The sequence below is a fragment of the Streptococcus infantis genome (genome assembly GCF_047463315.1).
Taxonomy (GTDB): domain Bacteria; phylum Bacillota; class Bacilli; order Lactobacillales; family Streptococcaceae; genus Streptococcus; species Streptococcus infantis_AB.
On record NZ_JASHEB010000006.1, the window covers coordinates 1 to 12,805 of the forward strand.

Below are 12,805 nucleotides of genomic sequence, written 5' to 3' on the forward strand. Positions count from 1 at the left end.
CTGAAATTTTTTACTGGTTTTCATAGATTAGTTTTTATAAATAAGAAAGAGAGGGTATAATAGTATCCTCTCTTGTATCTCGTCTACTAATATTTTAGTTTTCTTCAGCCATTTTTGATTTGACTTCATCATATGATAGGGCACGTGATTCCTCTTCTACTGATTCAGGCATTTTCCCTGTTTCGTAAAGAGATTTGATTTGTGTACTATCCAATGTTTCATATTTCAATAATGCTTCTGCAATTAATTTATGCGTTTCACGATTTGATTGAATAATTTCAGCTGCTTTATTACGTGCTTCATTCAACAATGCCCGAACTTCTTCGTCAATTTCATAAGCTGTACGCTCTGAAATAGATTTTTGTGGAGTTTGAGCACCAAACATTGCATGATTTCCTTCGTATTGAACAGGTCCAAGTTTTTCACTCATACCATACTCCGTAACCATTGCACGCGCCATTTGTGTAGCTTGCTCAAAGTCGTTTGATGCACCTGTTGTTTGGACATTAAAGATGATTTCTTCAGCAACACGTCCACCCATCAAACCAGCTAATTGTTCTTTCATATCTTCTTTAGACAGCAACATTTGATCTTCTTTTGGAAGAGCAATCATGTACCCACCAGCTCGACCACGTGGAACAATTGTTACTTTATGAACGACACGCGCATTTGATAAGACTAACCCTACGATAGTGTGCCCGGCTTCGTGATAAGCAACCATTTCACGTTCTTTTTGGGAAACAGTTTTATCTTTCTTAGAAGGCCCTGCAATAACGCGATCTTCTGCCTCATCAATATCAGAAGCATCAATGACTGATTTGTTACGACGGGCAGCAACCAATGCCGCTTCGTTCAATACATTTTCTAAATCAGCACCAACAAAACCTGGAGTTTGTTGTGCGACTAACTTCAAATCCACATCTTCTGCTAGAGGTTTATTTCTAGCATGGACTTTCAGAATTGCTTCGCGTCCTTTAACATCTGGACGACCAACCAATACTTTTCTGTCAAAACGACCTGGACGAAGAAGAGCTGGATCTAGAACATCTGAACGGTTCGTTGCCGCAATGACAATGATCCCTTCATTTCCTTCAAAACCATCCATTTCAATCAAGAGTTGGTTCAAGGTTTGTTCACGTTCATCATTACCTCCACCAAGACCGACACCACGTTGGCGACCAACGGCATCGATTTCATCGATGAAGATAATAGCTGGTGCTGCTTTTTTAGCGTCCTCAAAGAGTGAACGTACACGGCTGGCACCGACACCGACGAACATTTCTACGAAGTCAGAACCTGAAATACTAAAGAATGGTACTCCAGCTTCTCCTGCTACTGCTTTAGCAAGTAATGTTTTACCAGTTCCCGGAGGTCCCTCTAAGAGAACACCAGCTGGGATACGAGCACCTAATTTTGTAAAGCGTTTTGGATCTTTCAAGAATTCAACAACTTCAACAAGTTCTTGTTTTTCTTCCTCAGCTCCTGCTACATCTGAAAAGCGTACTTTGATATCTTCCTTATTAGCAGCCTTAGCTTTACTGCGTCCAAAGCTCATCGGATTGCGTCCACTATTTCCTCCCATATTTCCCATCATAGAAAATAGGAAGAAGAATAAAATGGCAAATGGCACTACCGAAACTAGGATGTTAATCCACATACCACTTGAGCTTTCGTGCTTGACCTCAACTTGTGTTTGGTGTTCACCAGCTAGTTTTTGCAAATCTGCTACAGTAGTATCCGATGGAAGAATAATACTTGTAAATTTTTCTACTTTTGTTGCAGAAGGTGTGAAAAACTGAATACCTGTTTCCGGTTTTTCTGTTTTAGCAGTTTTATAGACACCAGACACTTCAATAACACTACCACTTGGTTGATAGGTTATTTCTTTTACATTGTCATTAGTGATTTCCTGCACCAATTCTGAGTATTTAATTTGTTGACTATGCCCTGCAGCCCTTCCAGCAAAGAAGTACTGGAATCCCGTTACTAGCAAGAAAATCATCAATAAATAAAGAAATGGATTTTTTATAAAACCATTATTTTGTTTTTGCATTCAACAACTTACCCTTCTATTTTGAGTAAACTTCCTCTTTCAATACGCCTACATAAGGAAGGTTACGATAATTTTCATTATAGTCTAAACCATAGCCTACAACGAATTCATTTGGAATTGTAAAACATGTATAATCTGCTTCAATTTCTACAGTACGTCCTTCTGGTTTATCCAGCATAGTAACAATCTTAACAGACGCTGCTTCTCTAGCAGTAAACATATCTCTCAAGCTTTTTAATGTTTGTCCAGTATCAATAATATCTTCTACAAAGACAATGTGTCTACCTTTAACATCTTGAGTGACATCTTGTTTGATATTGATGACACCACTACTTACAGTTCCACCATGATAACTAGAAACCATCATAAAATCCATTTCAAGATGAGTGTCGATATATTTGACTAATTCTGCCATAAAAGGAATAGATCCTTTTAAGATTCCAACCAGAATTGGATTCTTACCTTCGTAATCTTTTGTCAATTGAGCACCTAACTTCTTAGCTGCTTCTGTAATTTCATCTTGCGAAATCATAATTTTCTTGATGTCTTGTTCTAACATGATTTTACCTATCTATTTTTTCTATATAAAGTACAGTGTTCATTATATCATTTTTCATTTTTATACTCAAATCACTGAGTTCAATTCCTAAAATTGAACAAATCTTTCCGAATTGCTCAACAATAATCGCATTTTTTCGTTTTTCTGCAGGAATTTTTAAATCAATAAAAAGTCGCCTTACTTTTTTTCGATGACCATTTATTATCAAATAATCACCTGGCTGTCGATGTCGCAAAATCAATGATGTTTCACGGGAAACATTTATTTGTTGAACATTTTCACCTTTTAGAGGAATTCCAAATGAAAATAGAAAACCTTTATAAAAAACTTGATTTTGATAGTTTAACACACACTCACTACTATTTTCATCAGACTTTGGTCTGATTTTACTAATTTGAAAGTGCTGGTATTCTTTTATAAGTTCATAACCATTTTTTATATTATGGCGATATTGACTCTTAGTTTTTAAAATATGATGAATTTCTTGAAATTGTTCTCTTGTTACATTTAAATCAGCAAAACGACGAAGGTATTGTTGTAGTAAAACTCCTTGCGTTGCTTCACTAAAAGATAAAAACTGAGTTAAATCTTCTACATCAACCGCTTGAGATAATTCAGCCAAAGCAATTTGATAGTCAGAAACTTCTTTTCCAAACTCTAAAATTGCTTTTTTTACCTGAACATTTTCTTTTTCTAACTGTGGCAGATAGAGGTTGCGAATACGATTGCGAAGATAGTGATTTTCTTTATTCGTTGAATCTTCAAAATGCTCAATTTCAGGAAAATCCTTCTTATAAAAAGACAACAAAGGACGAATCAACTCTCCCTTATCAAATATTTGTCTTTCTTTAATAGCTGATAAATGTTGTAGTCTAACACCTCTAATCAATCGCATAAAGATTGTCTCAACTTGATCATCTGCATGATGAGCTGTTACAAGAGCTGTAGATGAAGTTTTCTCCATCACTTCTCTAAAGAATTCATAGCGAAATTGACGAGCATTCGCTTCTGAAAAATCTCCAGTAAAACAAGCTACATAAATTGGAACTCCAGCTTGTTCAGCTAATTTTCTTAATTCATTTTCTTCCTTATCTGACTCTGGTCGTTGTTTATGATTTACATGAGCTAAAAACAATTCAATACCAAGTTCTTTTTGATAGGTCAAAAGAAGTTGAAAAAGAAACATCGAATCCAATCCACCAGACAAGGCCAGCACAACTCTTGAATGCCCTTCAAAGTAACCTTTTTCTAGAAAATGATTTAAAAAATCGCGGTCTCTCATTTTAGGACCTCGTAGACATCCTTAGCAATTTTAGAAATAGTATCGTAATCAGAATTTTTGGTAAAGATTGAAATAACGAAAGGAGAATCTGTATAGACTATTCCCACATCGTGTTTAAATTCATCTGCATCCCCAATTTTATGGGCTACCTTAGCAGAAATATTCTTAGCAATCCGCTGATTATCAAAAGATGTTTGTGAAAGAGATTCTAAAACAAAACCATTCTGATTGTAAATAGATTCCATAACTTGACCAGCCATTTTAGCTGAAGCCATCTTATCTGTCACATCCCATTCCTCACCTGCGATAGTAGTCATCTCTTTTTTAAAGGCTTCATCTGATTTATTCGTAATATAATAAGCAAGAATATTATGAGCTACATTGTCAGATTCTTTTGCAGTTTTTGTGATTAAATCTTTGATTGTGTATTCTTTATTGTCCGCTGTTTTAGGAAGACTTCCGCTTCCTTCCGGTTTATAAGAACCAGGGAAATCATTAACTTCGGAAACATACTTCAATTTCGTGTCAAGTTGGTAATCACCTTGATTGATTTTTTCCTGAACAGAATAAAGATAAGGTAATTTCATAACACTAGCAGCGTACATTTTTTTATTTTCATTAATGCCAGCTTCCTTACCTGTACTCAATTGTTTAATATAAATAGAGAACTGTTCATTTTGATAATTAGCAGATAGCAACTCTTGTACTTTCTGAATACGATTATCATCATCGGAAATATAATCCGTCGAAATCCAGCCCGTTTGCTTGATATGTAAGAATTCACGACCTTCAGCAAAAACTGACATATCTGCCTCAACTTCTTGATAAGACGCTAAAGTAGACTTTAATTCTTGTTGATCATAAGGACTATTATAAACGACAAATCCCGGTTCTAGCCATACTCGTTTAGAAAAATCGGTTACGATGGAACTATCGTATAAAAGTCGTTTATCAGCCATTACAAATTGATTATTAGACAATTTAAAGACAGGCTGTCCTTGTTTATTTAATCGCCATTCTAAAACAGATAATTTTGTTTCTGCATTTACTTTACCCGATTCATTAATCAGGTCTTCTGTAGAATAAACTGGCGTCTCACCATAAAATTTTGGAGATTCTATAGTATCTTGATAATAAAAATGATACGGAGCGTGAGTTAAGGAATAAACTTCTTGCTTTGGAATAATAACTTGATTCTCAGTGCTTACTACTTGTACACTTTTTAGGAAAATAGGAAGTAGTAATATCACTAAAAATTTACGCATTCTTTTTCCCCTCTTCTTCTTGCAATCGTAATAGATGATTCTTTTGAGCTAACTCATCTAATTTTTCATCTGATTGACTTAAAAATTGTTCGATAATATCTAATAAATTTTCCATTTCGCATTACCTAGGAAGTAAGTCCGGAATTGTATAAACTTCCTCCCATGTTTTTGAATAATAATATTTTGCACGGGAATATTTAGCCGCATAGGATTCATCTTTTAGCTTAGTTGCTAAACTAGTTTCTTTATCCTTTTCATCGCTCAAGTCCTGATATTGTTTTTTCAAATCAGCTAGTTGCTGGCGACGTGTTAGTAATTGTTGGTAACTTTGTGCTAAATTGTAAGTTGGTAAGATGAATAGCAATATAATCAAAATCAAAACCCAACCCATAAAACGATTACGTTTTTGACGTTCTTCCATCATGTATTTACGTCGTTGGTGTTCATTTTGAATAAATGAATTATTCATTTGGACTATTTTTTTATACATCGTCTTCTACCTTTGTTTCACTGATGATTTCATACATTCCAGCTGCATCTTCTTTTTTTGTGCTATCTTTCATTTCGAGCACCTTTACAAGCAACAATTTATTTCCAAAACGAATTTCAACCTGATCATTGATTTTTAAATCAGTTGAACTTTTAGCAAGGATACCGTTTACCTTAATTCGCCCTTTATCTGCAACTTCCTTAGCTACCGTACGGCGTTTAATAATTCGTGATACTTTTAAATATTTATCTAATCTCATCTTATAATACCTCAAATTATTATTGTACCATTTTTCTCCCTTTTATAGAAGAAAAAAGGTAATCCCTAATGTGACTCTTTTAAGTCTTTTATCTTCGATAACGATTCTCCAAAGGTTAAGAGTCCTTCTAAAATCTCATAATCTTTTTTATTTCGGATATCAAATACAACTTCAATCAAACCTTGATTCTCAGAAATATTAGCCTTCAGATTTGTCTGAGAAAGAGCCTGGAAATAATCTTGGGTTAAAAATAGTTGTTGCGATATTTTTTCAAATTGAATGACAAGCTTATTATTCTTTCTTTCTACACGATTGACAAATACTTTATCGAGATATGCTTTGGCTAATCCAATTTCTAAGAGATAGGCAACTACATCTGGATATTCTCCAAATCGGTCTATCAACTCATCCTGTAATTCTTCATAGTTGACACGATTGTCAATCTGACGAATTCTCTTGTAAATTTCAATTTTATGGCGCTCATCTGATATGTACTCATCTGGAAGATAGGCATCAATTTGTAGAATTAACTCAGCATTTCCTTTTTCACGTTTCTTGTCAGTTCCATTTTTCTTAGCAATTGCTTCTTCTAGTAACTGAGAATACAATTCAAAACCAACAGAATCTATAAAACCAGACTGAGAACTTCCTAAAAGATTACCTGCCCCACGAATGGATAAATCACGCATAGCAATTTTGAAACCAGAACCTAATTCGGTAAAACCTTTGATAGCTTCTAATCTCTTTTCTGAAACTTCTGTCAAAGATTTGTCTGGTCGATACATGAGATAAGCATAAGCGATTCGATTACTACGACCAACTCGACCTCTTAATTGATACAAGGTTGACAAGCCCATGTGATCTGCGTTTTCAATAAACAAGGTATTAGCATTTGGAATATCTACACCTGTTTCAATGATTGTCGTAGTTACTAAAATGTCATATTCGCCTTCAATAAAATCAAGTAATGTATTCTCTAAACGAATTTCACTCATTTGACCATGAACAAAACCAATAGAAGCTTCAGGAATCAGTTCTTGTAATTCTGAAACCTTCTTTTCAATCGTGTCAACTTTGTTGTAAAGATAGTAAACCTGACCACCACGATCGATTTCTCTCAACACAGCATCACGAATCACACGATCATTTTGTTCAAGAACATAGGTTTGAACAGGATATCGATTTGTTGGAGGGGTTTCAATGACAGATAAATCTCGGATACCTAGCATAGACATATGAAGAGTTCGAGGAATTGGTGTAGCTGTCAAGGTTAAGACATCCACCTTCTTTTTTAATTCCTTAAGTGCTTCCTTATGCTTGACACCAAAACGTTGTTCCTCATCGATGATGATCAATCCTAAATCTGCAAATTCAACATCTTTAGACAAAACTCGATGGGTCCCAATCAAGATATCTACCTGGCCTTTTTTCAATTTTTTAAGTGTTTCAGTTTGCTCTTTTTTACTTCTAAAACGACTTAAAACATCTACGTTTACAGCAAATTGCTCAAACCTTTCTTTGAAATTACTGTAATGTTGCTGCGCAAGAACAGTTGTTGGCACTAAAACGACAACCTGTTTATGATCATTGACAGCTTTAAATGCAGCTCGCATGGCAACTTCTGTCTTACCAAAACCAACATCTCCAACTAAGAGTCGATCCATTGGTTGAGAAGTCTGCATATCCCTTTTAATTTCATCTATACTTCGAAGTTGGTCCTCAGTTTCAACATAAGGGAAAGCCTCATCAAAAGCAACTTGGTCTTCATCATCTTTTGAAAATGCAAAACCTTCAAGTTGACTCCTCTCTGCATATAACTTAATTAAGTCATCTGCGATGTCTTCAACTTGATTTTTAACTTTTTGCTTAGCTTTTTTAAAACGTCCATCGTTTAATTTGTTTAACTTTGGAGCCTTACCGTCACTTGAAACATACTTAGATAAGGTTTGGATTTGTTCTACAGGGATAGAAATTCGATCTCCATTTTGGTATTGAACACTTACGTAGTCTCTATGAATCCCTTTGATTTCAATCGTTTCAATTCCTAAAAATTGACCAATCCCATGAATTTGATGAACAACATAGTCTCCTTTTTGGAGTTCACTATAATCCTTTAATCTTTCAGCATTGCTAATATTTTGTCTTCTATATTTGCGTTTAATCTTCTTTTTGAATATTTCATATTCAGTGATGAATACAAGATTCTCATCCACAAAATGAAAACCATGACGAAGGTTTCCTTCAACAATATTGACAGTTCCTTTACAGAATTCATTCGCACTAATATTATCAACTTTTATGTCATATTCTTCTAAAATACTTGACAATTTTTTTAGTTCATTCTCGCTACTTGACTGAAGAACAATCGTATATTTTAATTTTTTATAGCGTTCAATTTCTTCTTTCAGAAAAGAAAATTGATTGAAGAACTCTTGCATTGGATATTGATTAAATTGATAAAGATGATCAAATTTTAGATTTCCAAGTCCCTTTTGAAAATTAGAAAAGAAGCTAGCTGGTAAATATTTTTTAAATTGACTTTCTACATCTGCAAAGTATTGTAAACTTGATACAGCTTTACTATTATGTAAATCCTCTGTAAAGTAGCTAGCTGTTTCCTTATCAAAAATATCATACTGATCCATGATTTTTTGAAAATCATCAAAGATAATAGGCGCTTGGTTCAAGTAGTCAATCAAGGTCGACTGTTTTTTATACAAAACAGATAAAAACTTTCGAATATCTGCATGAAAAACTTGCTCTTTCGTGCAACTAAAAACTTCTTCTAGGTAAGACTTTACAGTTGGTGACAATGTCTTGTCAATCTCTTTTTCTAAAAATTCCTGACCACGATGATAATCTTCAGCAGTTAGTAAAATATCACTAGCGAGATATATAGAAATTTCAGGGCGACTTTCCTTTGATAATTGTGTCTCTGCATCAAATTCTCTAATCCCATCTATTTCATCACCGAAAAATTCAATTCGGTAAGGAGAAATTTGTGATGTTTCAAAGATATCTAAAATATCCCCTCGAAGACTAAATTCACCTTGACTCTGAACTTGTGTAACTTTCTTATAACCAAGTGCAGTTAACTTATTTTTTAATTCTCTTTGTTCACACTCTTGTCCGACTTGCAGTTTTAAAACACTATCATCGAAAATCTTAGGATCAGGCAAGAATATACGACTAGCTGCCATGTTACAAACTAATATTCCTTTTTGAGATTTATCTCTTAGAAAACGTAAGGCTTCAACGCGAGAAAAAATCTTTTCTTGTGACGATACTAAAAATTCTACCATTGGTGAATCATCTACTAAAAATGGATAAACCATATCAGTACCCAGGATAGAAATTAAATCATTTACTAGACGCTCAGCTTCTCCATAAGTAGATGTCATCACTAAAATCTTGTCCTGATTTTTAGCACTACTTGCAATAGCTAAGGATTTTGCTGATCCTGATAAACCAAGTAGTAATTGTCTTTGTTTGAGAGATAAATGCCCATTCCATGATTGTATATGATTATTCTCTAAAAAGAATTCGATTAATGACATTCCCTTACCCATTGTATTTCTGCATTGTTTTTTCAAAGTTTTTCTCTTGTAAATAATAATTTACAGCATCGTCAACCTTGTCAATAGACTGTAAAATACCTATATAGTCATCCTTGTCAAATTTACTCAAAACGTGGTGAACAACAGACATTCCTTTTTTAGGTCTACCTATACCAATCTTTACACGATTAAAAACCTGTGTACCAATATGTTGGATAATTGACTTGATACCATTATGACCGCCAGCTGATCCTTTAGCGCGAAGACGAATTTTTCCTACTTCCATGTCAAGATCATCGTAAATAATCAGTAAATCTTTAATATCTAAACCATAGTAGGTTAATAAAGCATGAACTGCTTTCCCACTTTCATTCATAAAAGTTGTTGGTTTCACTAGATAAATTTTTTCACCATTAAGGAAAAATGAAGCTAATTCAGCTTGGAATATTTTATCGTGTGTAAAGGATACATTCTGTTTTTTTGCTAGTTGGTCAATCAACATAAAACCAACATTATGTTTTGTCTCAAAATATTTATCTCCTGGATTTCCCAATCCCACAAGTAATTTTGTCATTTAAATTTCCTTTCAAAAGCCAAAAGGGCTGGAATTTTTTTCCAACCTAATTGACACTATTAAAAATGTTGATTATACGTTAAAGCGGAATTCCATAATATCGCCATCTTGAACGACATATTCTTTTCCTTCTTCACGCAAGCGTCCAGCTTCTTTTACAGCCTTTTCAGATCCGTATTTAATCAAATCATCATAAGACATAGTTACTGCACGAATAAATCCTTTTTCGAAGTCAGAGTGGATAATTCCAGCTGCTTGAGGAGCTTTCATACCACGTTTAAAGGTCCAAGCACGAACTTCTTTTTCACCAGCTGTGAAGTAAGTTCCAAGTCCTAATAGATGGTAAGCTGCACGAGTCAACTTATCCACACCTGATTCTGTCAAACCAATGGCTTCAAGAAACTCTTTTTTATCTTCATCGTCTAACTCAGAAATTTCTTCTTCAGCACGCGCAGAAATAACCACTACCTCTGCATTTTCTGTTGCTGCAAATTCACGAATCTGCTTCACATAATCGATAGAGTCTGGGTCTCCAACAACATCCTCATCCACATTCGCTACATAAAGAACTGGTTTCGTGGTCAAAAGGAAAAGACCTTTAACTACTTTTTGTTCTTCATCTGTGAATTCAATCGTACGAGCTGATTTACCATCTTCAAGAACTGGTTTAATCTTTTGGAGAACGTTAAATTCTGCAACTGATTCTTTATCTTTTTGCGTACGTGCCATCTTTTCCACACGCGCATAGCGTTTATTAACAGATTCTAAGTCAGCAAGAATCAATTCTAGGTTAATGGTATCAATATCTGCTAATGGATCTACAAAAGCATCTTCACGACCTTGCTCACGCATGACATTTTCATCATCAAAGGCACGAACTACATGGACAATGGCATCAACTTCACGAATATTGGCCAAGAATTTATTCCCAAGACCTTCTCCTTTTGATGCACCTTTTACAATCCCTGCAATATCTGTAAATTCAAAGGTTGTTGGGACTGTCTTCTTAGGAGTAATCATTTCAGTCAATTTTTGTAGACGTTCATCTGGAACTTCTACCATCCCAACGTTTGGGTCAATAGTTGCAAATGGATAATTTGCAGCCTCTGCTCCTGCTTTTGTAATTGCATTAAATAGGGTTGATTTACCAACGTTTGGCAAACCCACGATACCTGCTGTTAAAGCCATAATTTCTCATTCTCCGTTCACATTTCAATCTTCAATATTATAACACAAAAAGGGAAAACTTGCTAACCCTCTAATTCAGTGTTTCTAGTCGATGATTTTATTCATTTTTCTTTCAAAATCATAGCGACTCATCATGACAACATGATCACAATTACTGCATTTTATTTTGATATCTGCACCTAAACGTGTAATTTCCCAACGATTGGCTTTTTTACCTGTAGACTTGATTGTACAAGCGTGTGGTTTTTTCATTTCAACAAAATTTCCAACTTGATACATACTACTCTCCTTTTCATATTTCTGATTATATCATAAAAGAGGTGAGCTAAGCTCAACCTCTTTCCATTAATTTGTACGAACTGGTGTAATCAGTTGCATGAAATCTTCATCTGTATCAGCTGGTACCAAGGTAAATGGACGAACTGCTGAAATGAAGCTGATTGTTACCTTTTCACTATTCAAAGCTTTTAGTGCTTCAATCAAGTAAGTTGGGTTAAAGCTAATAGTTAAATCTTCACCAGATACACTTTCTGTATCGATTTCTTCGTTTACTTTACCAACTTCTGGAGAATTTACATGAGCTGTAACTACTCCTTGTTTGATTTCTAATTTTACAGTTCCATTTTGAGTAGCACTTGATAAAAGACGTGCACGTTCCATAGATTGACGTAGATTCACAACATCAAAAGTCGCTGTCGTATTAAAATCTGTTGGAATCAGACGATCTGTATCAGGATAATTACCTTCTAAGAGACGTGTATAGAAGCTAATATTTTCGCTTCTAAAGAGAATTTGGTTGTTTGCGAAGAAAATCTCTACTGTTTCGATATCGTCCGTAAAAACAGCTGAAAATTCGCGTAGAGAGCGACTTGGGATGACAACATCAAAATTATCACTATTTTTTTCAAGTGTCAATTTCTTCTGACTGAGACGGTGAGAATCTGTCGCAACTGTTTTCAATTCTTGATGATTACTTAGGACAAAGTGTACACCAGTCAAGATTGGACGGCTTTCTTGTACACTAGCAGCAAAAGCAGTTTCATTGATAATTTTCTTAAGAAGTTTCGTTTCAAGAATTAGAGGATTACTTGCTGCAATTTCCTGAATACGTGGATACTGTTCGCTGTCTTTTCCTTTCAGAGTAATTTCTGATTTTCCACTTGTTAGTACAATTTGATGTTGTTCAATTTCTTTAAAATCAAGAGTCACATCTGGAAGACTTGATACTACATTGATAAAGAAAGAAGCTTCTAGAAGGATAGAACCTAAAGAGTTAATCAAAAGACCTGCATTTTCATCTTTTTGAGAAATGAAATTCTCAATTGAAATTTGACCATTTGATCCAATTAATGTAATTCCTTCGTTAGTCACATCAATTTTAATAGTTGATAAAACAGGAATAGCATTTTTTGAACTAATAGCACGTTTAGTAATATTTAATGATTGCAGGAATAAATTTTTGTTAATTGAAAAATGAATCATGGAATCTCCTTTATTTATTTTTATTATTAGAAGGTTAATAGTAATAGTAGGCTGTGTGAAATCTGTGGAAAACCAAGTTTAGTTTAGAAAAATCAA

At 34.4% G+C, this 12,805-nt stretch carries 12 protein-coding genes; all 12 read right to left on the reverse strand.

The window, feature by feature from the left end:
- Positions 1-94: 94 nt before the first annotated feature.
- Entirely contained in the window at positions 95-2,053 is a 1,959-nt protein-coding gene (gene ftsH / locus QM857_RS07125; RefSeq protein ID WP_036756480.1) for an ATP-dependent zinc metalloprotease FtsH, read from the reverse strand.
- Between the two features lie 16 nt (positions 2,054-2,069).
- Positions 2,070-2,612 carry a hypoxanthine phosphoribosyltransferase gene (hpt, locus tag QM857_RS07130; protein ID WP_004250918.1) on the reverse strand — a complete coding sequence of 181 codons (543 nt, stop codon included), beginning with the start codon at positions 2,610-2,612 and terminating at the stop codon, positions 2,070-2,072.
- Positions 2,613-2,616: 4 nt separating this feature from the next.
- Entirely contained in the window at positions 2,617-3,894 is a 1,278-nt protein-coding gene (gene tilS / locus QM857_RS07135) for a tRNA lysidine(34) synthetase TilS (RefSeq protein WP_195184353.1), read from the reverse strand.
- Positions 3,891-5,159: a serine hydrolase gene (locus QM857_RS07140; protein ID WP_414275514.1), complete on the reverse strand. Its 1,269-nt coding sequence runs from the start codon at positions 5,157-5,159 to the stop codon at positions 3,891-3,893. Before QM857_RS07140 ends, tilS begins: the two co-directional genes overlap by 4 nt.
- Entirely contained in the window at positions 5,152-5,274 is a 123-nt protein-coding gene (locus tag QM857_RS07145; protein ID WP_414275515.1) for an SP_0009 family protein, read from the reverse strand. The genes QM857_RS07140 and QM857_RS07145 overlap by 8 nt, the downstream gene beginning before the upstream one ends.
- 6 nt (positions 5,275-5,280) lie before the next feature.
- Complete coding sequence (locus QM857_RS07150; protein ID WP_414275516.1) at positions 5,281-5,649, reverse strand: septum formation initiator family protein; 369 nt, start codon at positions 5,647-5,649, stop codon at positions 5,281-5,283.
- Positions 5,642-5,908 (reverse strand): RNA-binding S4 domain-containing protein, encoded by a 267-nt coding sequence (locus QM857_RS07155; RefSeq protein WP_414275517.1) that lies wholly within the window; start codon positions 5,906-5,908, stop codon positions 5,642-5,644. Before QM857_RS07155 ends, QM857_RS07150 begins: the two co-directional genes overlap by 8 nt.
- 65 nt (positions 5,909-5,973) lie before the next feature.
- Positions 5,974-9,477, reverse strand: coding sequence for a transcription-repair coupling factor (gene mfd / locus QM857_RS07160; RefSeq protein ID WP_414275585.1), 3,504 nt, complete (start codon positions 9,475-9,477; stop codon positions 5,974-5,976).
- Entirely contained in the window at positions 9,470-10,039 is a 570-nt protein-coding gene (pth, locus tag QM857_RS07165) for an aminoacyl-tRNA hydrolase (RefSeq protein ID WP_178894383.1), read from the reverse strand. Before pth ends, mfd begins: the two co-directional genes overlap by 8 nt.
- A 72-nt stretch (positions 10,040-10,111) precedes the next feature.
- Positions 10,112-11,227 carry a redox-regulated ATPase YchF gene (gene ychF / locus QM857_RS07170; RefSeq protein ID WP_195184356.1) on the reverse strand — a complete coding sequence of 372 codons (1,116 nt, stop codon included), beginning with the start codon at positions 11,225-11,227 and terminating at the stop codon, positions 10,112-10,114.
- A gap of 84 nt (positions 11,228-11,311) precedes the next feature.
- The gene (locus QM857_RS07175) at positions 11,312-11,506 is read right to left on the reverse strand and encodes a DUF951 domain-containing protein (RefSeq protein ID WP_006150549.1); all 195 of its coding nucleotides are present in this window, start codon (positions 11,504-11,506) and stop codon (positions 11,312-11,314) included.
- Between the two features lie 66 nt (positions 11,507-11,572).
- Complete coding sequence (gene dnaN, locus QM857_RS07180; RefSeq protein ID WP_195184357.1) at positions 11,573-12,709, reverse strand: DNA polymerase III subunit beta; 1,137 nt, start codon at positions 12,707-12,709, stop codon at positions 11,573-11,575.
- Positions 12,710-12,805 lie beyond the last annotated feature (96 nt).

What these genes read in the sequence shown, in the direction of transcription:
- ftsH (WP_036756480.1), bottom strand. Translation starts at nt 2,053, where the DNA reads ATGCAAAAACAAAATAATGGTTTTATAAAAAATCCATTTCTTTATTTA.
- hpt (WP_004250918.1), bottom strand. Translation starts at nt 2,612, where the DNA reads ATGTTAGAACAAGACATCAAGAAAATTATGATTTCGCAAGATGAAATT.
- tilS (WP_195184353.1), bottom strand. Translation starts at nt 3,894, where the DNA reads ATGAGAGACCGCGATTTTTTAAATCATTTTCTAGAAAAAGGTTACTTT.
- QM857_RS07140 (WP_414275514.1), bottom strand. Translation starts at nt 5,159, where the DNA reads ATGCGTAAATTTTTAGTGATATTACTACTTCCTATTTTCCTAAAAAGT.
- QM857_RS07145 (WP_414275515.1), bottom strand. Translation starts at nt 5,274, where the DNA reads ATGGAAAATTTATTAGATATTATCGAACAATTTTTAAGTCAATCAGAT.
- QM857_RS07150 (WP_414275516.1), bottom strand. Translation starts at nt 5,649, where the DNA reads ATGTATAAAAAAATAGTCCAAATGAATAATTCATTTATTCAAAATGAA.
- QM857_RS07155 (WP_414275517.1), bottom strand. Translation starts at nt 5,908, where the DNA reads ATGAGATTAGATAAATATTTAAAAGTATCACGAATTATTAAACGCCGT.
- mfd (WP_414275585.1), bottom strand. Translation starts at nt 9,477, where the DNA reads ATGGGTAAGGGAATGTCATTAATCGAATTCTTTTTAGAGAATAATCAT.
- pth (WP_178894383.1), bottom strand. Translation starts at nt 10,039, where the DNA reads ATGACAAAATTACTTGTGGGATTGGGAAATCCAGGAGATAAATATTTT.
- ychF (WP_195184356.1), bottom strand. Translation starts at nt 11,227, where the DNA reads ATGGCTTTAACAGCAGGTATCGTGGGTTTGCCAAACGTTGGTAAATCA.
- QM857_RS07175 (WP_006150549.1), bottom strand. Translation starts at nt 11,506, where the DNA reads ATGTATCAAGTTGGAAATTTTGTTGAAATGAAAAAACCACACGCTTGT.
- dnaN (WP_195184357.1), bottom strand. Translation starts at nt 12,709, where the DNA reads ATGATTCATTTTTCAATTAACAAAAATTTATTCCTGCAATCATTAAAT.